Below are 22,056 nucleotides of genomic sequence, written 5' to 3' on the forward strand. Positions count from 1 at the left end.
ATTTAACTTCCTGATTTCCGGCGACTATCATAATACCTCTGAATATCCCATATAAATGGAATAGAAGAATATCAAGCAAAAAAGGATGATGATATATGAATGAAGCCTTTGTTCCAGCCTTCCTCAACAGCTTTTTCATATCGCTTGGCGTATTGCTTGGCGGCTCGATAATCGGGGGCCTCGCCGCTTTTTTTACAGGACAAGCCCCGATGACGACTGTATTCCGGCTGTCGGACAGCCTTCGTATTTGGGCGATTGTCGCTGCGATCGGGGGAACCTTTGATATGGTCTATAATTTTGAACGCGGTATTTTCCACGGGGAAACGAAGGATATAGTCAAGCAGGTCCTATTGATACTATCTGCACTTGGAGGGGCACAGACAGGAGCACTGATCATCAACTGGTTCACGCAGGAGCATATTTCACCATGAGGATTCCTCCCTATCACCGGACTCCTACCTGGCAGCGTTTTTTTGCAGGGGCCGCACTTGGCGGATTGATCAGCTGGGTGATTTTCTTTTATATGCATGGTGTCCAGCAGGAGAAGCAGATCCGGACCCTTCACGAACAAAGAGAAGAGATCAAGGATTTAAATGGGGAAATCGCAATTTGGGAGCAGGATTATAAAAAATTGAACGAGAAAAACGAGGAGATCCTGACGATTCAGGAAGTGGAAGTTACCATCACGAATGAAAAATACAGTCTGGATCGGCTGAGTATTGCTGAAGCCGAGGATGTGATTGAGGACGACCTATCCTCTCTTCTCGCCAAAGATGTCGCCAGTGTCTATGACGGAAAGGTGCTGTTGAAAAAATCGATAGAAAATAAGATCGTGACCATCAATAAAAAGCGCTATCAACTTGAAGTCGTTGAAATCATGTTTTATACGAAAATGAATATAGAAATCAAACTAAAAAGGACTACTTCTTAAGGATGGGTGAATATCCACCGAATTTAAAAGACCAAATCATTGTGATTTGGTCTTTAAGTTTTTATCATTCCGCTTTATTCAACTCTTCCATGTCGGCAAGGATATTATCCACTTCATCCCAAGAATAGATCGAAGCCCCTGCTGCAAACGGGTGGCCTCCGCCGTTATATTTACGGGCAATCGTATTGATGATCGGTCCTTTAGAACGGAAACGGACCCTGATTTCTTGATCCTCTTCAATGAAAAAGACCCATGACTTAACATTTTTAATCGAACCTAGCGAGGAAACGAGCTGCGATGCCTCAGATGTGGAAGCATTGAATTTTTCAAGTATATCTTTCGTGATGATCATTTTCCCCGTTCCATATGGAAGGATTTCAAAATGCTGCAGCACATATCCATTCAACCGGACTATGCTTTCCTCGACGTCATACATCTCCTGATATAACTGCGGGCGGGAGAACGAATAGTGAATCAATTCACTGGCATAGGCAAATGTCTTTTCAGTCGTGCTTTGGAATAGGAAACGACCTGTATCGCCAACAATGCCTGCATATAGAAGGCGTGCCGCTTCATCACTCATCTTCAAGCCTTGTTCTTTACCGAACTGGTAAAACTCGTAAATCATTTCACTTGTGGAACTTGCCGATGTATCGACCCAGCGCATATCCCCATATGGATCTTCATTAGGATGATGATCGATCTTAATCAGTTTATCCCCCGTCGTGTAACGTGCATCACATATCCGGTCCGTATTTGCGGTATCACAAACGATGACCAAGGCACCTTGATATGTTTCATCCGAAATCACATCGAGCCTTCTTAAATAATTCAATGACGGTTCCTCTTTCCCGACCGTATAAATTCGCTTTTCGGGGAAAGATGCTTTCAGGATTTCCGCCAATCCCCCCTGTGATCCATAAGCGTCCGGATCTGGACGGACATGACGATGGAGAATGATAGTATCATAACGCTTTATATCTGCTAATATTTCAGCTTTCATATTGATCTCCCCTTAACATATGTATTATCGAGCCTTATAAAGATGATATATTTCATTTAATCAAAAAATTGCGGAAATAGGAAGACTCATCTTGTTTACTGTGGCATTCTCTTTCATTTCCCGCTACAATAAAAAGGTACATATGTTAAATTGGGGGAATTTCAAACGATGCCTATTCTTGTCACCTTGATCGTTCTTTCACTAGGGGTCTATCTGTTTTATAAAATCAAATCGGTCCGAACCAGAATGCCGATGGAGAAAAAGTGGATTTCAGGGAAGTCTTCCATTGCCCTCGGTGCGTTTGTCGCACTATTCGGAATCAATCAGCTTTTTCTATTCCACACGACCATCACTTATATCATTGCCGCCGTTTTCATCTTCGTTGGCTTATTCAGTATTTGGGGCGGCTATAAAATGTATAAATTTTATTTGCCGCATGCAATCGAAGAAGCTGCAAATCAAAAAGGATAATCGAATTTCGATTATCCTTTTTATTTTTCATGATCGGTCCAGCAATTGACAAGTCAACATCGCCTTGCCGACAAGTTTGCCTTGGTTAAACACCTCGACATCTACTTTTCCGAATTTACGTCCTACATCAAGGACACGCGGATGGATTTCAAGTGTACTGTCGATCTGGACTGGCTTGATGAAGTAGATCGTCATGTTTTCCACGACCAAGTCACCGCGCTTATAGCTTCTAAGTGCACGATTTGCCGAGTCGGTGACCAATGTCGTGAACACACCGCTTGAAATGGTACCAAGGTAATTGGTCATCTGCGGGGTGACGCCATAGTTATACACTTCCTCGCCCTTGCCGCGATTCGAAGTCATCACAAGCTGGCTGGTGATCGTATCGTCGATCGTTTCGCCGACCTGTGGCTGCCTTTGACTCATTTGCAATGCCTTCAGCACATCCTGCCTGCTCACGATACCCTTTAGGATATGACTGTCATTCACGACCGGGATTAACTCGATCCCTTCCCAAACCATCATATGTGCAGAAGATGCCACACTCATTTTATCGCCTACGGTCATCGGGTTTTTCGTCATCACCTTATCGATGAGAGTCATCTCTTCCTGTCCGATGATATCTTTTGATGTGACCATTCCTTGAACCTTCATATTGTCATCGACAACAGGGAAACGGCTATGCCCCGATTCCTGATTCAGTTCATGCCAGGTCTGAACCCGGTCACCCACTGTCAAAAAGGTCGTTTCCTGTACGGGTGTCAAAATATCCTCCACCAGCAAGATTTCCTTTTTGATCAATTGGTCATAAATCGCCCGATTGATCATCGTTGCGACGGTAAACGTATCGTAACTCGTTGAGATGACAGGCATCTCCAATTCATCGGCTAACCTTTTAACAGGCTCTTCAGTATCGAATCCCCCGGTGATCAGCACCGCTGCACCCGCTTTTAACGCGTGCTCATGGGCCTGTGTACGGTTCCCGACGATCAGCAGGTTTCCTGCCCCTGTATATCTCATCATGGCATCCAGCTTCATCGCCCCGATGACGAATTTATTTAATGTCTTATGAAGTCCCGTTTTCCCTCCAAGAACTTGTCCGTCAACAATATTGACTACCTCTGCAAAAGTGAGCTTTTCAATATTCTCTTTTTTCTTTTTCTCAATGCGGATCGTGCCTACCCGCTCAATCGAGCTCACGTAGCCCTGGTTCTCCGCCTCTTTAATTGCCCGGTATGCCGTACCTTCACTAACATTCAATGCTTTCGCTATTTGACGGACGGAAATCTTTTCGCCGACAGGGAGCCCATCGATATGTTTCAATATTTGTTCATGCTTTGTAGCCAAGCGCTTCACCCTTTTCACGGTATTCCTATTCTCCATTATAAGGTCAAAGAGCCCAGTTTATCAAACAACTACTAGTATTGGCGCAACCTTTTGTATTCCGGCTGTCGTTTTACCTTTTGTTTCTTAGGAGAATATAGTATGCCCGTCAAGTTTCCTGCTACCGCCAACAATGCAAACAACAGCCAGGATCCAGCAAACAGACCCTCCAGACCGCCACTTTCCAACGACAAGCGCGGCACGGCATAATACAGCATCACACCGCATAAAAGCAAACACAGTAATAACCTCTGTTTCATCCAATCCCCCCTTTTTTTCATCTATTCATTTTATGCCTGTGAAAGGAAAAAAGACTTGGCTGCTGAGCGAGAGTTTACTTTCAGATAGATTCACTTTGTATGGATTCTTTTTTCATAAAAGAGGAGTGAATTTACTCGATATACAAAAGGAGGGATTAGTTTTTGTCAAACATATCAATTCAATAATAGTTGCTTTGAGCGCCCTAACTATAGATGGATGTTCCGAAGCAGGTACTAAAGTGGCAGTCAATGGAGAGGAAAATGATTCTAAACAGACAGATAATAAAGAAGTGTCAGAAATAAAAATGAAGTTTAGAAAAGAAACTCACTGTACGGGGTAGTTTGCAAGGAAAACAGGAAGCAGTAGTATTGTAAAACACCAATCATCACTTGGTCCACAGCGGTGCAGACAAACGCACCAACAACCACGACTTTCCCATGCATTAGATTTGGAAACTGGACGCTATCTCGATAATGAGATATACGGAAGTGTATATGTAAAATAATGAACTTGACTTATTTTCCTAAAGTACTCCTTTTCTAATAAAAAACAAAAAGTCTTTAGTAAAGGCGGATATAAATTATTAAGTCTTAATGGAGAAAGAAAAAGTCAACTTACAAACCTTCCAAAACTGAGGGCAATTGGGTTTCTCTCTTAGTTTTAATGCAGAGTTGATTGGAACGGAAGGTGCGAGACTCCTGCGGGAATGCGAGTCCAAGGGAGACCCCGCAGGCGCATAAGCGCCAAGGAGGCTCCCGGACCGCCCGCGGAAAGCGAGTGCCTGCAGTGGAAAGAAACGGTCAAATATTACAAACCTAAAAAAAACTGTCGACACACTCCATTATCATCGAACTTATCTATAGTCTGATGGAAGCACCTGCAGGCTCCCGCTCCTTTTAAAAGTCTATTTCATCCCCGGCTTCCATGATCAGTCCATTTTCCTCTTCAAGCAAGTCGAGGAATTTTTCAGGATCCTGTTTGATGACAGGGAAAGTATTGTAATGAATCGGCACGACTTGTTTGGCTTGAAGGAATTTCGCTGCAAGTGCTGCATCTTCCGGGCCCATGGTGTAATTGTCGCCGATAGGCAAGAATGCCAAGTCAATCGGATGTCGTTCCCCGATCAGTTTCATATCGGAAAATACCGCTGTATCCCCTGCATGATAGATCGTTTTCCCTTCTATCGTAAGCAATATTCCAGCAGGCATTCCTAAATAAATGATTTGCCCCTCTCCATTATTGAATCCCGTTCCATGGAAAGCTGGCGTCAGTTTCACTTTTCCAAAGTCGAACTCGAAAGCTCCGCCGATGCTCATCCCGTGGGTCCTGACCCCTTGATCACCCAGGTAGTCGGCAATCTCTGCAATGCCGATGACAAGCGCATCATGCCTTTTGGCCAATTCAACCGTATCACCGACGTGGTCATTATGGCCATGTGTTAAGATGATCACATCCGGTTTCACATCTTCCACCTTCAAATCGGTCAATTCGTTTCCAGTAATGAATGGATCGATTAAAATCGTTTTACCATTCGTTTCGACTTTTACAACTGCATGTCCATGAAAAGATACTTTCATTTTTGATGCTCCCTTCCCATACCAACAATTTTTTTATGTAGCTTTCTTAGGCCTTTCCCATTTACTATACTTTTAAATATTGCTAAGGTAATTATATCTTATTAATGGAGGTACCGTCATGAATGAACGTTTGAAAGAACTACAAACTTGGCTACAGGCGAATGAGGCTGAAGCCGCTTTACTTACATCTACAGAGAGCATCTTCTATTTGAGCGGGTTTTTTAGTGATCCTCATGAAAGACTGCTGGCACTTGCCATTTTTGCAAATGCCGAACCTTTCCTTGTCTGCCCGCAGATGGAAGTTCCGGATGCTAAACAGGCTGGATGGGATGGAGATATCATCGGTTACACCGACATTGAAAATCCTTGGGAAAAAGTTAAGCAAGCAGTCAAGGATCGCGGTTTAACCATTCATACAATGGCCATTGAAAAAGAGCATATGAATGTGGAACGTTATGAAAAGGTCCAACAACACTTCGGAGCACCGAAGCTTGTTTCCGCAGAAGAAAAACTTCAAAAGATGCGAATGATCAAATCGGAAGATGAAATGGTCAAAATCCGTGAAGCATGCCGCCTTGCCGACTTTGCGATTGAAGTGGGTGTCAGCGAAATTCATGAAGGTAAAACGGAAATGGAAATCCTTGCAGCGATTGAATACGAATTGAAAAAGGCCGGAGTGAGCCAAATGTCTTTCTCCACCATGGTCCTGACTGGTAAAAATGGCGCTTCCCCGCATGGCACACCTGGGAATACGAAGGTTCAGCGCGGCGACCTTGTCCTCTTTGACCTTGGCGTCGTTCATGAAGGGTACTGCTCTGACATTACTAGAACGGTTGCTTACGGAGATATCAATGATAAACAGGCAGAAATATATGAAACTGTACGTAGAGCACAAGAAGCTGCCGTTGCAGCCAGTAAACCTGGTGTATCCTGTTCCGAGATAGACTTGACGGCCAGAAACATCATCAGGGATAAAGGATACGGTGAATTCTTCCCGCACAGGCTCGGCCACGGACTTGGGATCAGTGTCCATGAGTATCCATCCTTGACTGAAACGAATTCCCTCGAACTTCAATCCGGAATGGTTTATACCATCGAACCTGGCATATATGTTCCAAATGTTGCAGGTGTCAGGATTGAAGATGATCTACTGATCACCGATGCCGGCTGTGAGGTTTTGACCAAATTCCCGAAGAGCCTGCAAATCATAAAGTGATAATGCATGAACCATTAATATAACGAAATCCGAATACCCCCGCCTTCATTTAAGACGGGGGTATTTTTTCAACATATCAACTAATCGGTCCGCAGTTCATACTTCATTGCTTTATCACTGCCGTCAAACCAAATGACCAGCCATTCACTGTCTATTCTTATGATTCCCCTCTCGTCACCGAGATAATAAACAACATTATCTTCCTCTTTAAAATATTCCGTTTCTGTTGGGGACCCTAAAAACGTGAACACATCATCTTTTGTCATGCCTATCAATTCATGTTGATTGATTAAGTCATCTACCAGGTAGACTCTTCCTTTATCATCATTTAACCATCTTTCAGTGGTGAACCTTGATTCAGATTCATTTACCCCTAACAGAACCACACAAAAAACCAGAAGGGCAAAGCCAAGGCTTGATATGACTATAAATCTAATCTTGAGTTTCCTTTTATTATGCTTATTAGTATATTTCCATGAAATCCATTGAAAAAATAGTAATAGAATAAATGGAAGCAGCAGTGCTGCTATACTCATAAAACTGATTGAAGCATGTATAAAATTGATGAAGAAAATATAAATGAAATAGGTCAAAGCATACAAAAGCATAAATGAATATAAAGCATAGTTTACTATTTTTGAAACACTCAAAGAAAAAACTCCCCTCTCACACCAAAGGTTACCATTAAAAAACAAATAAGGTAAAAAGGAGAGATTTTCGTTACTGCATGATTCATTACATCATAATAAGGTTGGACTCATATTGTTTCATTTTTGATTTCCAGATTATTGGCATAAACATTCGCTGATTTGTTACAATTGAAATCAGATACATTAGGTAAATCATTGTATAATAGGAATGAAATAGAAGGAGGAGATTCACTTGAATAGTATAGATTATAAAAATATTCTTGTAGCAGTGGACGGCTCGGAAGAAGCAGAGTGGGCCTTAAAAAAGGCCATCTACTTAGCAAAACTCAGTGATGCTACCCTTGTGCTCACACACATCGTGGATACAAGGAATTTCCCTACTGTCGAAGCTTATGATATGACTATCCGTGATCACTCTGAAACCTTTGCCAATGAGCTATTGGACAAGTATAAAACGGAAGCCATTGCCTCCGGGATTACAAAGGTCCAAACAGAAGTTGCCTATGGTTCTCCTAAAGTTCAAATTCCAAGGGATTTAGCGAAAAAGCATTCGATCGATTTAATTGTCTGCGGTGCAACAGGCCTTAATGCAGTCGAACGTTTCCTTATCGGCAGCGTGTCGGAAGGCATCGTTCGCCATTCAAACTGTGATGTAATGGTCGTGCGTACGAATCAATAAGAGAAAATGATAAAAAGCTCGTTCGCCAAATTGGTGAACGAGCTTTTTCCTGTTATTCACTTACCAGTTTTTCCGCTTTTTCAATCGCCAGCAGGACTTGGGCAAAACCTGTACCGCCCGCACTGTTACGGCGTTTAACTGCCTCATAAGGATTTAATGCATCATAAATATCCTGATCAAACAACTCGGAAGTTTCCTGGAATTGTTCAATGCTCAGGTCGACTAAATAGCAGCCATTCTGGACACAGAACAATACAAGCTTCCCGACCACTTCGTGCGCCTCACGGAAAGGCATTCCCTTTGAAGCCAGGTAATCAGCTAATTCCGTCGCATTCGAGAAGTCATTTTTTGTTGCTTTTTCCATTACGTCCGTTTTCACTTTCATCGTTGAAATCATGCCGGCAAATATTTTAAGTGAACCAACAATGGTCTTAACCGTATCAAAAACGCCCTCTTTATCTTCTTGCATATCTTTGTTATAAGCAAGCGGCAGTCCTTTCAAAACAGTCAATAACCCCGTTAGGTTCCCATAAACCCGTCCTGTTTTACCACGGATCAATTCCGCCATATCAGGGTTTTTCTTTTGCGGCATGATGCTGCTTCCAGTGGAAAACGCATCATCCAATTCAATGAATTGGAATTCCTGGCTTGACCAGAGAATGATTTCTTCGCTGAAACGGGATAAATGCATCATCATTGTCGCACTGTTGCTCATGAATTCAATGGCAAAATCACGATCACTTACCGCATCAAGGCTGTTTTCGTAAATTCCCTCAAACCCCAATAGCTCCGCACTGAGGGCACGGTCAATCGGGAAAGTCGTCCCAGCTAATGCCCCAGCACCCAATGGAGAAATGTTGATTCTTTTGAAACTCTCGGTGAAGCGCTGCTTGTCACGCTCAAGCATCCAAAAATAAGCCATTAAATGGTGGGCAAACGAAATGGGCTGTGCACGCTGCAAATGTGTATAACCTGGAATCAGTGTTTCCACATTTTTCTTGGATTGTCCCAAAATCGCTATTTGCAAATCATTGATGAGTTCCAGAATCACTTTCGTTTGGTTCCGCATATACAGATGAAGGTCGGTCGCAACTTGGTCATTACGGCTTCTTCCTGTATGAAGCTTTCCGCCAACTGGACCGATTTCGCTTATTAGCATACTTTCCAGGTTGAGGTGGATATCTTCCATCTCAACCTTAAAAGTCAATTCACCCTTCTCAGCTTTTTCCTGTAAGCTTTTCAGACCCGCAATGATCTGATCCGCATCTTCTTCAGGTAAAATGCTGCATTGCTTTAACATGGTTACATGAGCTAAACTGCCTTGAATATCTTCAAGGACAAGTTCCTGGTCAAAGGAAATGGAAGCTCCAAATTCATCTACCCATTCTTCGGCAGATTTCGTAAATCTTCCTCCCCAAAGCTTGCTGCTCACACTGTCACCTTCTTGTTATTGACCATGCTGTTCACTTTCGTCGGAAGTCCCCATAGCTTAATGAATCCAACTGCTGCATCATGATCGAATTCGTCTGCTTTTGTATAGGTAGCCAATTTTTCGTCATATAGGGAGTACTCGGATTTTCTTCCTTCAACAATCGCATGACCTTTGAATAGTTTCACACGGACCGTACCCGTTACATTCACTTGTGTTTCTTTCAGGAATGCAGCCAAAGCTTTTTGAAGCGGAGAGAACCAAAGTCCCTCATAAATCAATTCAGTCATTTTCTTCTCGATCACCGGTTTGAAGTGAGCCAGTTCTTTAACAAGCGTGATATCTTCAAGTTCTTTGTGTGCAGCTATCAATGTCATCGCACCAGGAGCTTCATAGACTTCACGTGATTTGATTCCTACTAATCTATTTTCAACGTGATCGATACGTCCAACTCCGTGTTTGCCGGCAATTTGATTCAACTCGACGATCAGGTCAGCCAATTTATAGTTTTTATCATTCAATGTAACCGGCACACCTTGTTCAAAACCAATTTCAATGATATCGGCAGTATCTGGCGTACATTCAAGGCTTGTAGTCAAATCATATGCCTCTTCCGGCGGAGCTGCCCAAGGATCTTCCAGGATTCCGCATTCGTTACTTCTTCCCCAAAGGTTTTGGTCAATCGAGAACGGGCTCGCCATGCCAATCGGAACGGGAATGCCATTTTTCGCTGCATATTCAATCTCCTCTTCACGAGACCATTTCCAGTCACGAACAGGTGCAAGGACTTGCAAATTAGGGTTCAATGCGGAGATGGATACTTCGAAACGCACTTGGTCATTTCCTTTTCCCGTACAACCGTGTGCAACGGCTACCGCGTTTTCCGCTTCAGCCACTTCCACTAATTTCTTCGCAATCAGCGGACGTGATAAAGCAGATACCAATGGATATTTCCCTTCATACAAAGTATGTGCCTGAAGAGCCGTCAATGCGAATTCATCAGCGAATTCGTCCTTCGCATCAATGACATAGGAACTTACCGCACCGACAGTGATCGCTTTTTCCTTAATGAAGTCCAAATCTTTTCCTTCTCCGACATCCAAGCAGCATGCCACAACTTCGTACCCTTGATCTTGTAACCATTTAATTGCAACGGAAGTATCCAAACCTCCGGAATATGCTAAAACAACTTTTTGATTTTCCATTTCCATCGTCCTTTCGTGTGAATAAAAATTCATCGTTTGTTATTTTTATTCAATCTATGATTAGTACTTTATCATCTTTATTAATGGAATACAAGGGGTATTTTAAAGATTTCGCTAAATAATCCGCTAATATTTTCAGGGAATTTACACATTGGATGCTTCCGCGAGAATATAGTAAACTAGGAGTATGATAAATCGAAAAGCGGAGGGCATATGAGAGAACTATTTATCTATGATGAAAGGCTCGGCATCTCCATTCCCGATTTGAATCTGGAGTGGGATGAATATACAAAAGGCGAGCAGCAGCAAATACTCGTACATTGGGAGAATATCCGGGGAAGCATCCCGGACCGCATCAAGGAACTGGAATCCACGATTAACAGAAAGCAGTTTCGGCTCTCCGATGAGAGTAATTTCGCCAAATCATGCCAGCTCAATTCCGAAATTGCGGAACTTGCTTCCATCATCAATGATTTATGGCTTTGGTATCGTGCCAATCAAGCCGTGACGGAGAAGATGCATAATTAAGGCCTATTCCATGCAAAAAAAAGCCACAGTTTAAAACTGTGGCTTTTTTTTTGCATCCCTCTTATAAATCCTTGCGGAGTTCACCGACGACATGTCCCAATTCCGGAAGAATCAATTTATTCATCGCAAGCCGAACCGCCCCTGATGAACCCGGGGTGGAAAAAACCGCTTTGTTGTTCACGACTCCGGCAATCGCCCTGGAGAGAATGGCAGCTGCCCCGATATCCTCTTGATAGCTGAGCATACGGAAAATCTCACCAAAACCGGGTATTTCCTTGGTCATCAATTCTTTGACCGCCTCGATCGTTACATCCCTTTTGGCGATGCCGGTGCCCCCATTTGTTAATATGACATCAACCATACCGCTTTGGCTGCCAGAAGTGACCGCATCCTGAATCGCCTTCCGCTCATCTTTAACGATTACATATTCCGTCACTTCATGACCACTCGATTTCAATAATTCCTTCATCAGTGCCCCGCTTTTATCCGTTTCTTCATCACGCGTATCGCTGACGGTTATCACCATGCAGCGAACTGCCTCCGTGACGGCTTTTTTATGATTCTTGACACTCATTCTCCATCAGCCTTCTTCTCCAGTAAATAACGATATTGATAGAACTTCTGTGCAAATTCACTGACATTCCTGGTCATTTGATAATTGGATCCAGCCCCGATGGCCATGCTGATGAACGGTATGCCCCGAACCAGTTTTTTGCGGAAAACGGCAATGGATAATGCTTTCAACAGCTGCTTGAGCGGCTGTTCCATCCATGTAGGGTTTGTCAATTCTTCGATTCCTAAATAAAAATAGTCATCTTCTGCGGTCTGGACCTCCCGGATCAATTCTTCCCAGGCTATTCCTTGGAGCCTCTTTGGCATCGCTCCTGCATTGAATACCTTAAGGGCCAGCATCATTTCAAACGGTGTATTCACCTCGACACCATAAGACATCGCAATCAGCTGTACGATCCTGACATTGATGACGGTCATGGCCGGAATATCGCTCCCCAGCAGAAGCAGGCCTCCTGATCCGCTCATCCCTCCTTGTGCAAAAGAATATAAACGATGCTTAGCAATATGCTGATTAGCTATGTAATTCAACTGATCGATCGATAAGTGATTCAAATCACTCAACGTTTCGATTTCTTCATTAAACACGCGCGCAGATGCTAAAATCCGCTCTCTTGCATCTATTTGAACTTGTGAGCTCTGAACCATGGCATGCAAATGAAAAAGCCAGGTATCAAGCTTTTCAAAAAACTGTTGTTGGACGTTTTCCGGAAGAAGGGCAAACCCCTGCTCCAACCATTTATCATACAATGCAGCAAGATCCGTTGGCTCATATTGATAGAGTTTTTCCTGCCATTCACTAATTTCATTCCAAACTTTCATTTCCCGGTTCGTGAATTCCATGCATCAAGCCTCCTATGTACAGAATTGGTGGATTCTCCCTTAAGTATACCATAGAAGGAAGCATTTCCGAGAATAGATGATGGCGATCCGGCGTTCAATGATATGGATTGCCAGTACAAAAAATCCAAGAGAAGGCGAGAAATTCGATAGACTGCATTCACTGGAAAGACCCCCTTACCAGAGAGATAAGGAGATCATTATAAAAAAAACAGGAAGTCATGCTTTCCAGGTTTCTTTCAAAGCTATTTTCACGGTATCCCTGACAATCATGATTTCTTCATTGGTTGGGATGACCATGACTTTGACAGGGGAATAAGGTGTATTGATGAACGCTTCCTTGCCCTTGGTATGATTGAGATCCTTATCCCAATATACCCCCATGAATTCAAGTCCCTCCAAGATACGCCCTCTAATCTTTTGGCTGTTTTCACCGATGCCCGCTGTAAAAATGATGCCGTCCACACCTCCCATTTTAGCTGAATAGGAGCCTATGTACTTGTGAATCCGGTCTGCAAATACTTTAAGTGCAAGTTCAGCCCGCTCATTTCCTTTATCCGCTTCAACTTGAATATCGCGCAGGTCGCTGGAAAATCCGGAAAGGGCCAGCATGCCGCTTTTCTTATTCAGGACATCCAGCACTTCATCTGCTGTTTTTCCCGTCTTCTCCATGATATAAGGAATCAGTGCAGGGTCGATGTTCCCTGAACGCGTTCCCATGGTAACACCGGCCAAGGGAGTAAACCCCATTGATGTATCAATCGATTTGCCTCCCTTTATGGCCGTAATGCTTGCACCATTCCCTAAATGGCAGGATATCAATCGAAGCTGTTCAATTGGGCGGCCAATCATTTCGGCAGCACGCTGCGATACATATTTATGTGAAGTACCATGAAACCCATACTTCCTTATTCCGTACTTTTCATAATATTCAAGAGGTAAGCTGTATAAATAGGAACCTGCTGCCATCGTTTGATGGAAGGCGGTATCGAATACCGCAACCGCTGGCACATCATCAAGTATTCGCCTGAAGGCTTGGATCCCGGTGATATTGGCTGGATTATGAAGGGGCGCCAACTCGGAAAGCTTTTCGATTTCCTCTATTACATCCTCCGTGATCAAAACCGATTCACTGAATACCTCGCCGCCATGCACCACCCGATGCCCTACGCCATCTATCTCTTCAAAGGAGTCAATGATACGATGGTCAATGAGCTTTTTCAATAAAAGCCCTACAGCCACTTCATGATTGGGTATATCCACCGTTTCAGAAACATTTTCGCCTTCGACGCTTAAAGTGAATGCGGAATTTTTCAAGCCGATTCTTTCTACAAGACCTTTTGTAATTACTTTTTCACTAGGCATCTCAAAAAGCTGAAACTTCAATGAAGAGCTGCCCGCATTAATAGCCATGACTTTTGACATCGATCCTGCTCCTTTACTCTAAGTTAGTTCTTCCATATGCATCTCAATGAAGACGTGCAGTGTATTGTACAATCTTATCATGGCATGCGATTACAACCAAATAATAACGAAAAATTGCCAATCATCACTTTTCCAAAAAAAAATGAAAGCCAATGCCTGCGGCATCAGCTTTCATTGATTATTTTTCCTCTTTAAACCAATCATCCATCTGTTGCATGACAGACCTTGTCGCTTCGAAATCCGACAACTTCGGAAGTTGTACAAGCAATGCCTTCTTCGGAGCTTCGATACCCTCTTTTTTCTTTTGAAGAATCAGGATGCTTTTGGCAGCCGATTCATTCTTGAACATGGAAAGCGGCAGTTGCACCATCCCTTGAATATGTGTATGCTTCTTCAGGAAATCATTGAGTTTCGGAGCTTCTTCCGAGACGAACAGGTTATTCGGGACAATGAAGAATAGGTGTCCGCCATCCTTCGCGTGTTTAACACCTTGTTCAATAAACAAATGATGTGCATACGAATGTCCCTTGTCGGCCTTCAATTCATATTCAGCTGCACGCACATCATTCGGGTAATAACCAATCGGCAAATCACTGACCACAACATCTGAAGGATCGATGAAAAGTGGCTCCAAGCTGTCCTGATTGAAAAATTCCAGTGGATGTTCTTGCAGGTTGGCACCAGCATAAGCAAGCCTGATCAAGGTTTCATCAATCTCGACACCATATGAAGCGATGTTTTTATCAGTAAGTTGATTCATGATCGCAAATAGTAAGTTCCCCGTCCCAATGGCTGGATCGAGCATGACTATCTCTTTTTGGTCCTTGGTGAATTTACCGACTAAATAGCTGACGAACATGCCGACTGCATCAGGAGTCATATGATGATTCGGCTGAACGCTTTGCTGCATGCCTTTTAAAATGGCAAGCTGATACGCTTTACGGATTGCTTCCTTCTCATATTTCTCTGGTGAAAAATCTGCATAATGCTTCGCTAACCTTTTCTTCGATACTTCACTGATTTCATCCTGCAGGACTTTCCCTTGGAAGAAATTCTCGCCCGTTTCGCCCAAGGCGTCCAGATACGTACATGATAGTTCACTTTGCAATATTTGAGCTGTTTCATCAAATTCATAAAATAATTGTTCAACTGGGGTAGACTTCACTTATTAATTCCTCCTGTTTGCTTCTGTCCCTATTTTAAAGGTAAGAAGAAAGAGATACAAGCCGTACGTCCTGCTCATCATTCTTCGATTATTTAACGTACCGTTTTCCGTTTTGAAATTCCTCCTATAAGGAATCTCTCGCGCCCACTCCCTTTACAAAATTTTAAACATGAGTAAGTAAATAAGTACGACGTTGATTTCCACTTCAGGCACTCGCTTTCCGCGGGCGGTCTGCCCTCGGCTTGCGCCTGCGGGGTCTCCCCTGGACACGCTTTTCCCGAAGGAGTCTCGTACCTTACATTCCAATCAACTTTGTTTTGAAATTTAGATAGAAAACCTTTTGTCTAACAAGTGGCTAGGACTGGTCACACCCCGAACCATGAAATGTTATTGGGGGACTTGATTTCCGTTCCAGGCACTCGCTTTCCGTGGGCGGTCCGGGAAGCATCCTCGGCTTGCGCCTGCGGGGTCTACCCTAGACACGCTTTTCCCGAAGGAGTCTCGTACCTTACGTCCAATCAAATTTGTTTTGAAATTAGATAGAAAACCTTTTGTCTAAAAAAGTGGCTAGGACTGGTCACACCCCAAACCATGAAATGTTATTGGGGGACTTGATTTCCGTTCCAGGCACTCGCTTTCCGCGGGCGGTCTGCCCTCGGCTTGCGCCTCCTGCGGGGTATCCCCTGGACACGCTTTCCCCGCAGGAGTCTCGTACCTTACGTCCAATCAACTTTGTTTTGAAATTTAGATAGAAATCTTTTGTCCAAAAACTCAAATACAGGTTGTGTTGTTGCCCTGTATTTTTTTATTACTTGGATAGGCTCAATGAAGGCCCAAACAGAATACCATGCATGAGGTGGTGATTATATATGGATAATCAATATCAAAACTATCATGGGCAGGTTAATCCGATAAATCAGCAACATGATATTCAGTCAGCAGATGAATTTAACAGGCAACAGCAGGGGTTTCAACAAGGTTTTCGACAAGGATTTCGACAAGGGTATCGACAGGGGTATCGAGAAGGATTTCGAGCAGGGCAACAAGCGGGGTTTTTCCCAGGACCAAGACAAATGCCATCGTGGCCTAATGAAATTGACATAAGAGTTGGAACACCTAATGGTCAGGAATGGTCTGGTAAGGTTGTTTTACCACAAAATGGTCCGACTTTCGAGCCTTAACTTAATCCAGATATAAAAAATGATACCCTTCAATAGAAATGAAAAGTATCGATCGACAAAACTCCAATGAACATTAAATCCTAAAAAGGACCTGTCCACTTCAACGACAAGGTGTTTATCAACAAGAAAATCAACATTATAACAAAAAACCGGGCACATTGTGCCCGGTTTCTTAAATTCGCATCTTATTTTGCCGCTTTCGCCGCTTCGATTGCACCTTCGTAATTTGGATGGTTGGTACCTTCACTCACATATTCTACATATGTGATTTCATCAGAGCTGTTCACAACGAATACAGAGCGAGCCAATAGACGAAGTTCTTGCATGACGACACCATATGCTTCACCGAATGAAAGGTCACGGTGATCGGAAAGAACTTGAACATTGTCCAAGCCGCTGGCAGCACACCAGCGTTTTTGCGCGAAAGGAAGGTCGTTACTGATCGTCAGTACTTTCACATTATCCAATTTTGCCGCTTCTTCATTGAATTTACGTGTCTGTGCATCACATACGCCTGTATCCACGGATGGAACAACGCTGATAATGCGGACAGAACCTTTGGAGTCGCTTAAAGTAACCGGTGATAAGTCATTAGCCAATACTGTAAAATCAGGTGCTTTGTCCCCAACTTTTAGTTCTTGTCCCACTAAAGTGATCGGGTTGTTTTTAAATGTAACTGAAGCCATTAATAATTCCTCCCTTTTCTGCTATATGTACAAGCATAATAATATTTGTTTTGCCGGAATTTTGCAATTAATTGAATCAGGAAATGTGAATGGTGCTTGCACAAGTTCTGCATCCGAGCTTTTTTTGTGTAGTGGAAGAATGCAGCAAAAAGAAAAACTCGGCGGATGCCGAGTCGCAATTAGAAGTCTATATCCTGTTTAGGTTCTTGGTATCTGTTCACAGCTGGTTGACTGCCGCCTTGGTATTGATTATTTTTTTGGTTTTGATTATTGCCTTGCTTTTGATTATTGTCTTTCTTTGATAGCATGGACTGAATCTTATCGACGACTTGAGGAGCTAAATCCATCATTTTTTCGAGAAGATGCGTCCCTTCATCGAGATGAATCATTTTCACTCCATGGGAGCCGACAATCAAAAAGGCAATTGGCGTTATGGAAACCCCACCGCCGCTACCGCCGCCAAAAGGCTGCTTGGAACCACCTTGCTGTCCTTGATGGTTTCCATCCATCACAAATTCGCTGCCACCGGCTGCAAAACCAAACCCCACTTTGGATACGGTTAAAATGACACTTCCATCCGGAGTTTCTACCGGATCACCAATGATCGTGTTCACATCGACCATTTCTTTAAGATTTTCCATAGCTTCTTTCATTAAACCTTGGATCGGATGATCTGACATTTAAATTCCCTCCACTCTAGAACGATTGTTTATTGGAATCATCTGATAGCTTCGCTAATTTCCTCGACTTGAAATGCGGCTTTCCGCCTTTCCAATAACGAAGCAGTTTTATTCCAGTCACCATAGCCTGCCCGATTCTGAATTGTAATATGCAGGAAATCGACGTGTTTGCCTGCCATCTCTGAAAGTCGGGTGTAATGGAATAGGAGGGCATGATCCGAAAGTTGAAATAGGTTGTCAGCAAACCGATGATTGAACCTTTAAGTGCCCAGCATGCACCAGTTAAAACACCGGTGTGTGCAGCGTTTTTAGTACCGACCTTACTATGCCAGGTGAATTTTTTGACTTGGACTTTCCCAGCGAATTGACGGACGATCTTATGGAATCCGATTATATGCTGAAGCATTTCCAGAATGTCTGCGAATCCGTCACGCAAATCTTCGGCTGTGATTTTTTTCTTTTCTTCCTTTTTTGTTTTTCCGTTCATTTCTTGCTCTTCCTTTACAACTACGGTTGCCGAGTCATCTTCCATTTTCATGACCGGAACCTTGAATGTATAGTGAAAAAGCCCGTACCAAGCTGATAATTTAATATGTATTAGGTCATTCTTTTGGACACGTTTGTAGTCGATGGACACTTTTACTTTAGTGAAAACAACAATAAGCAGCACCAAAATGAGGATACCCATAATCAACAAAAGCCACTTCATGCACCCACACCCCTTCAGCCTATCATTATCGGCATATGCAAAAAAAATAAACCTGTAAAAGCGAAAATCACGCTCTTACAGATTTATGAATGAAAAAAATCATCTTCTGATCAACACAACGCCCGTGTCAGCAAAGACATCATGCAAAGCCTGTTTCTTCGGTAATAGGCCTGCCAAGAGATAGCCAATCCAAGTGACCTTTGAAATATAGCGGCCAATCAGCTCCCTGAACAATATCGTACCCCATGAAATGGTTTTTTTCTCTTCCTTCAAGGCAACGACTTTCAGCCCGAAAATCATCTTGCCTAGGGTTTGGTTCCAGAATTTGGTCATCAAAACAAAGTATAGGAAGAATACGACCCCCGTTAAGAACCCCTCTGCGGAGAACCAAAGGTCATCTGTCCCTTCATAAAATTTAAAGATGGGATGAATCAAGATCCGGTTCAAGCTTCCGATAACCAATAGATCCGCTAAATAGGCCCAAAACCTCATCCAAAAACCTGCAAAATGCACTTTCTTGACTTCGTCATCATCCACGGCCTTTTTGGCTGGTGTAAATTCCTGCTGAACGGGAACCTCTTGATCTGCCATTAGATTGGATGAAGCGATTTGTTCATTGTTTTCATTTCGTTCCGTCATCCTTCAGCCCCCCTATTCCGCATACAAATACATTAAGCGTGGAGAATTTGAAGAGGAAAGGATTTTTGTCAAGACTGCCGTTTCCACATCATTTCCCAACATTTTTTGCGCACCCATACTGAATAATGAACCGAAACCTGCCTCATCTGTATAACGGATAACTTGAGCATCCTTTTTACCGATATCAGTTTTCATAGCGGCAATTACATCATCCAAATGGCCGAAATCATCGATAAGATGGTTTTCTTTAGCCTGGCGTCCATCATAAATGCGGCCATCGGCAATTTCCCTTACTTCCTTCTCAGTCATACCGCGGCCGTCTGCAATGATTTTTACAAATTGATCATAAGAATTATCGATCATGTCTTGGAGTATTTCACGTTCTTCACCAGTCATTTCCCGGGTTGGACTCATAATATCTTTGTGTGGTCCGCTTTTGATGGTTTGGAACTCAACACCATACTTCTTGGCCAATTTCTCGTAATTATACCCCTGCATGATGACTCCAAGTGAACCGGTCATCGTTTCTGGGCTGGCATAAATCTTATCGGCTGGTGCAGAAATATAATATCCGCCTGAAGCAGCCATAGACCCCATTGATACATAAACAGGTTTTTTCACTTTCTTGATATCAAGGATCTTTTCATGAATCTCTGCACTTTCGACGACACCGCCGCCTGGAGAATTCACCCGAAGGATGATTCCTTTGATATCATCATTTTCCTCTGCCATCTTCAGCTTATCCATGAAGGCACGGTGATTATATGTTGTTGAACTAAGTAATGAGGCTTCTCCTGTATCTTGAATCGTGCCCTCTACATCAAATACGGCAATAACATTAGTGTAATCATCGCCTTCTATGACTTCCTCGTAAAATGCACTTTCGGAAGCAAATAATTCATCAATGATATTTTCCGTATCCGCTGTAAATAGAGTAGTGGCCGCCCCTACAGCAATAGAAACAAAAAATAAAACGGCTGCGATTCCAAGTGCAGCCCAACGCTTTCCATTCATCTGTTTTCCCCCTTAAATATATGTATCCTTCTTACCATACGAACTAATACCAAAAATGTTTCATTCCATGATAAACTAAGACATATAAAATTGTAGCAAAGAATCCTCAAATTGGAAATGCATTGGTCCATTTTGCACAAATTGCATTTATCGTAAACAGGATATAGAAAGCCCTTTCATCACCATACATACTAGGGGGGAAACATGATGAGCAATCGAAGGAATATTTATTTTTTCCATGCACCGAATGCTGAGATGCTTAGCAAGGTTGAATACTTATCAGACTTGGCGAAGCAACATTCGTATGAAGTCATCCAGGATTTCACAAAAGCGAACATCATCGTAAGCATCGGTGATGACGGCACATTCCTGCAGGCAGCCCGTAAAACCGGGTTCAGGGATGACTGTTTATATGCGGGCATTTCCACGACAGGTAACTTGAATATGTATTGCGATTTCCACTTGGAAGACAGTGATAAAATGATTGATGCCATGACAAGGGAGCAAATCGAGGTGCGTAAATATCCAACCATCTCTATCCAATTGGACGATCAGCCCTCCTTCTATGCCCTTAATGAACTCAGTATCCGCTCTTCGATCACCAAAACGTTCATCATGGATATTTTCATTGATCAACTCCATTTTGAAACTTTTCGCGGGGACGGGATCATCATTGCGACTCCGACCGGAAGCACCGCCTATAATAAATCGGTCAATGGGGCCGTTGTCGATCCCCTTCTCCCTTGCTTCCAAGTGAGCGAGCTTGCTTCCGTCAATAATAATACCTATCGGACCCTAGGCTCCTCATTCATCTTAAGCGGTGCTAAGACGTTGACCGTCCACCTTGAACAAAACGGACCAAGCTATCCGATCGTCGGAATGGACAATGAAGCGTTAAGCATCAATCATGTCGAAAAGGTAAAGGTCCGGTTAAGCGGTAAAGTCATCAAGACCGTTAAGCTAAAAGACAATTCCTTTTGGGAAAAGGTTAAAAGGACCTTTCTCTAAACGAAAAAAGGTACCGGATATGATAACCGGTACCTTTATATATGATAAAAATCTTTCGTATTTCGATAAAGGGCTTCATAGACATCCTCAATCGGCAATCCTTTAATCGAAGCAATTTGACGCACACTTTCATGCATCATGCCGGGATGGGTCCATTCCCCATTGAAAACCCCTTCAAACGGCCATGGTCCATCCGTTTCTATCATCATCAGCTTAAGTGGATAGGCCGAAACTAATTCCTGTATTTCCCTCTCATAACATACATCAGGTGTAATCGAAATGCGGTAGCCCTTTTCTGCCATTCTTTCAACTGTCCGGATATCCCCTTTAAACCAATGAAAGTGTGCCCTTGTGATTTGATGCTTATCCAAAAGGTCGCAAACGATAGGTGCATCGTCATGGACGGCATGAAGGATGACCGGCTTTTCAATCTCTTTAGCTAAGGTCAGGAACCTTTCCAGTATCACTATATATGCTGAGTTATCAATATTGGGGTTTTCCTGCCTTAAGTAATAGGGCAGCCCAACCTCGCCTATGGCAACCATATTGTGACGATGTTCCCGCATCCAGCTCAATAATTCATTCACTTCTTCATCACTCGGGAGGGGCTGCTCTGGATGAAAACCAAAGGCAGGCTTAATTCGTGAATCTTTAAGTGAAAGCTGATAATTGTTAATCGAAGAAGCCAAATTCATGGAAACAGTCAGCAAGGATTCCAACTGAACCTTTTCCATGTCTTTCAGGATCTGCTTCCGCTTAACAATATCATACTTATCCAAATGGATATGGCTGTCGATGATTCTCAA

General features: G+C 43.0%; 26 protein-coding genes. 9 read left to right on the forward strand and 17 right to left on the reverse strand.

The genetic code is table 11. The features are described 5' to 3' along the window. The first annotated feature begins 95 nt into the window (after nucleotides 1-95). Nucleotides 96-431, forward strand: coding sequence for a YtrH family sporulation protein (locus MHB45_RS16680; RefSeq protein WP_034309135.1), 336 nt, complete (start codon nucleotides 96-98; stop codon nucleotides 429-431). Next, entirely contained in the window at nucleotides 428-931 is a 504-nt protein-coding gene (gene ytrI / locus MHB45_RS16685; RefSeq protein ID WP_048681104.1) for a sporulation membrane protein YtrI, read from the forward strand. Before MHB45_RS16680 ends, ytrI begins: the two co-directional genes overlap by 4 nt. Before the next feature lie 64 nt (nucleotides 932-995). Here ytrI and MHB45_RS16690 read toward each other — a convergent pair whose 3' ends face one another. Further along, entirely contained in the window at nucleotides 996-1,934 is a 939-nt protein-coding gene (locus tag MHB45_RS16690; RefSeq protein ID WP_251539780.1) for a DHH family phosphoesterase, read from the reverse strand. Nucleotides 1,935-2,102: 168 nt separating this feature from the next. Here MHB45_RS16690 and MHB45_RS16695 point away from each other — a divergent pair, with 168 nt between their 5' ends. Next, on the forward strand, nucleotides 2,103-2,405 hold the full coding sequence (locus MHB45_RS16695; protein WP_034309143.1) for a YtpI family protein: 303 nt from the start codon (nucleotides 2,103-2,105) through the stop codon (nucleotides 2,403-2,405). Between the two features lie 27 nt (nucleotides 2,406-2,432). On the opposite strand, the gene MHB45_RS16700 is transcribed toward MHB45_RS16695, so the two are convergent. Both MHB45_RS16700 and MHB45_RS16705 read right to left on the reverse strand, forming a co-directional pair. Next, nucleotides 2,433-3,752 carry a DRTGG domain-containing protein gene (locus tag MHB45_RS16700; RefSeq protein ID WP_034311452.1) on the reverse strand — a complete coding sequence of 440 codons (1,320 nt, stop codon included), beginning with the start codon at nucleotides 3,750-3,752 and terminating at the stop codon, nucleotides 2,433-2,435. 71 nt (nucleotides 3,753-3,823) lie between these two features. Further along, the gene (locus MHB45_RS16705; protein ID WP_034309145.1) at nucleotides 3,824-4,048 is read right to left on the reverse strand and encodes a hypothetical protein; all 225 of its coding nucleotides are present in this window, start codon (nucleotides 4,046-4,048) and stop codon (nucleotides 3,824-3,826) included. 125 nt (nucleotides 4,049-4,173) lie between these two features. On the opposite strand from MHB45_RS16705, the gene MHB45_RS16710 reads away from it, so the two are divergent. Next, nucleotides 4,174-4,389 carry a hypothetical protein gene (locus MHB45_RS16710; protein ID WP_048681098.1) on the forward strand — a complete coding sequence of 72 codons (216 nt, stop codon included), beginning with the start codon at nucleotides 4,174-4,176 and terminating at the stop codon, nucleotides 4,387-4,389. Nucleotides 4,390-4,945: 556 nt separating this feature from the next. Here the strand turns inward: MHB45_RS16710 and MHB45_RS16715 are convergent. Then, nucleotides 4,946-5,626 carry a metal-dependent hydrolase gene (locus MHB45_RS16715; protein WP_048681095.1) on the reverse strand — a complete coding sequence of 227 codons (681 nt, stop codon included), beginning with the start codon at nucleotides 5,624-5,626 and terminating at the stop codon, nucleotides 4,946-4,948. Nucleotides 5,627-5,744: 118 nt separating this feature from the next. Between MHB45_RS16715 and MHB45_RS16720 the strand changes: the two genes are divergently transcribed. Further along, on the forward strand, nucleotides 5,745-6,842 hold the full coding sequence (locus tag MHB45_RS16720) for a M24 family metallopeptidase (RefSeq protein WP_048681093.1): 1,098 nt from the start codon (nucleotides 5,745-5,747) through the stop codon (nucleotides 6,840-6,842). A gap of 80 nt (nucleotides 6,843-6,922) precedes the next feature. Here the strand turns inward: MHB45_RS16720 and MHB45_RS16725 are convergent, their stop codons facing one another. Continuing rightward, complete coding sequence (locus MHB45_RS16725) at nucleotides 6,923-7,492, reverse strand: hypothetical protein (RefSeq protein WP_048681090.1); 570 nt, start codon at nucleotides 7,490-7,492, stop codon at nucleotides 6,923-6,925. A gap of 241 nt (nucleotides 7,493-7,733) precedes the next feature. On the opposite strand from MHB45_RS16725, the gene MHB45_RS16730 reads away from it, so the two are divergent. After that, nucleotides 7,734-8,171, forward strand: a complete 438-nt coding sequence (locus tag MHB45_RS16730; RefSeq protein WP_034311454.1) for a universal stress protein — start codon at nucleotides 7,734-7,736, stop codon at nucleotides 8,169-8,171. Nucleotides 8,172-8,223: 52 nt separating this feature from the next. On the opposite strand, the gene argH is transcribed toward MHB45_RS16730, so the two are convergent. Then, nucleotides 8,224-9,603: an argininosuccinate lyase gene (gene argH, locus MHB45_RS16735; protein WP_161922279.1), complete on the reverse strand. Its 1,380-nt coding sequence runs from the start codon at nucleotides 9,601-9,603 to the stop codon at nucleotides 8,224-8,226. Beyond that, complete coding sequence (locus MHB45_RS16740) at nucleotides 9,600-10,805, reverse strand: argininosuccinate synthase (RefSeq protein ID WP_048681084.1); 1,206 nt, start codon at nucleotides 10,803-10,805, stop codon at nucleotides 9,600-9,602. Before MHB45_RS16740 ends, argH begins: the two co-directional genes overlap by 4 nt. 213 nt (nucleotides 10,806-11,018) lie before the next feature. Between MHB45_RS16740 and MHB45_RS16745 the strand changes: the two genes are divergently transcribed. After that, nucleotides 11,019-11,333 (forward strand): hypothetical protein, encoded by a 315-nt coding sequence (locus MHB45_RS16745; protein ID WP_034309161.1) that lies wholly within the window; start codon nucleotides 11,019-11,021, stop codon nucleotides 11,331-11,333. A 61-nt stretch (nucleotides 11,334-11,394) separates the two neighbouring features. On the opposite strand, the gene MHB45_RS16750 is transcribed toward MHB45_RS16745, so the two are convergent. The 4 genes from MHB45_RS16750 to MHB45_RS16765 all read right to left on the reverse strand — a co-directional run bounded on the left by MHB45_RS16750 (nucleotide 11,395) and on the right by MHB45_RS16765 (nucleotide 15,333). Continuing rightward, nucleotides 11,395-11,907: a MogA/MoaB family molybdenum cofactor biosynthesis protein gene (locus MHB45_RS16750; protein ID WP_034309163.1), complete on the reverse strand. Its 513-nt coding sequence runs from the start codon at nucleotides 11,905-11,907 to the stop codon at nucleotides 11,395-11,397. After that, entirely contained in the window at nucleotides 11,904-12,746 is an 843-nt protein-coding gene (locus MHB45_RS16755) for an EcsC family protein (RefSeq protein WP_048681081.1), read from the reverse strand. The genes MHB45_RS16750 and MHB45_RS16755 overlap by 4 nt, the downstream gene beginning before the upstream one ends. A gap of 216 nt (nucleotides 12,747-12,962) precedes the next feature. Beyond that, on the reverse strand, nucleotides 12,963-14,168 hold the full coding sequence (locus MHB45_RS16760) for an acetate kinase (RefSeq protein WP_048681078.1): 1,206 nt from the start codon (nucleotides 14,166-14,168) through the stop codon (nucleotides 12,963-12,965). A gap of 178 nt (nucleotides 14,169-14,346) precedes the next feature. Beyond that, complete coding sequence (locus tag MHB45_RS16765) at nucleotides 14,347-15,333, reverse strand: class I SAM-dependent methyltransferase (RefSeq protein WP_034309170.1); 987 nt, start codon at nucleotides 15,331-15,333, stop codon at nucleotides 14,347-14,349. An 869-nt stretch (nucleotides 15,334-16,202) separates the two neighbouring features. On the opposite strand from MHB45_RS16765, the gene MHB45_RS16770 reads away from it, so the two are divergent. After that, nucleotides 16,203-16,514, forward strand: coding sequence for a hypothetical protein (locus tag MHB45_RS16770; RefSeq protein WP_034309173.1), 312 nt, complete (start codon nucleotides 16,203-16,205; stop codon nucleotides 16,512-16,514). Nucleotides 16,515-16,699: 185 nt separating this feature from the next. Here the strand turns inward: MHB45_RS16770 and tpx are convergent, their stop codons facing one another. From tpx to sppA, 5 genes are all read right to left on the reverse strand, one after another. Beyond that, on the reverse strand, nucleotides 16,700-17,200 hold the full coding sequence (gene tpx / locus MHB45_RS16775; protein ID WP_034309176.1) for a thiol peroxidase: 501 nt from the start codon (nucleotides 17,198-17,200) through the stop codon (nucleotides 16,700-16,702). Nucleotides 17,201-17,379: 179 nt separating this feature from the next. Beyond that, on the reverse strand, nucleotides 17,380-17,880 hold the full coding sequence (ytfJ, locus tag MHB45_RS16780) for a GerW family sporulation protein (protein WP_048677933.1): 501 nt from the start codon (nucleotides 17,878-17,880) through the stop codon (nucleotides 17,380-17,382). A gap of 16 nt (nucleotides 17,881-17,896) precedes the next feature. Continuing rightward, on the reverse strand, nucleotides 17,897-18,589 hold the full coding sequence (locus tag MHB45_RS16785; protein ID WP_048677934.1) for a DUF2953 domain-containing protein: 693 nt from the start codon (nucleotides 18,587-18,589) through the stop codon (nucleotides 17,897-17,899). Between the two features lie 99 nt (nucleotides 18,590-18,688). Further along, nucleotides 18,689-19,228, reverse strand: a complete 540-nt coding sequence (locus MHB45_RS16790) for an RDD family protein (RefSeq protein WP_072273375.1) — start codon at nucleotides 19,226-19,228, stop codon at nucleotides 18,689-18,691. A gap of 12 nt (nucleotides 19,229-19,240) precedes the next feature. After that, a complete protein-coding gene (gene sppA / locus MHB45_RS16795) occupies nucleotides 19,241-20,242 on the reverse strand; it encodes a signal peptide peptidase SppA (RefSeq protein ID WP_072273376.1) in 1,002 nt (333 codons plus the stop codon). A gap of 207 nt (nucleotides 20,243-20,449) precedes the next feature. Here sppA and MHB45_RS16800 point away from each other — a divergent pair, with 207 nt between their 5' ends. Further along, nucleotides 20,450-21,250 carry an NAD kinase gene (locus tag MHB45_RS16800; protein WP_048677936.1) on the forward strand — a complete coding sequence of 267 codons (801 nt, stop codon included), beginning with the start codon at nucleotides 20,450-20,452 and terminating at the stop codon, nucleotides 21,248-21,250. 35 nt (nucleotides 21,251-21,285) lie between these two features. Here MHB45_RS16800 and MHB45_RS16805 read toward each other — a convergent pair whose 3' ends face one another. Beyond that, on the reverse strand, nucleotides 21,286-22,056 hold the full coding sequence (locus MHB45_RS16805; RefSeq protein WP_161922278.1) for a TatD family hydrolase: 771 nt from the start codon (nucleotides 22,054-22,056) through the stop codon (nucleotides 21,286-21,288).

It is taken from the genome of Peribacillus sp. FSL K6-5616 (assembly GCF_038008245.1).
GTDB lineage: Bacteria > Bacillota > Bacilli > Bacillales > DSM-1321 > Peribacillus > Peribacillus frigoritolerans.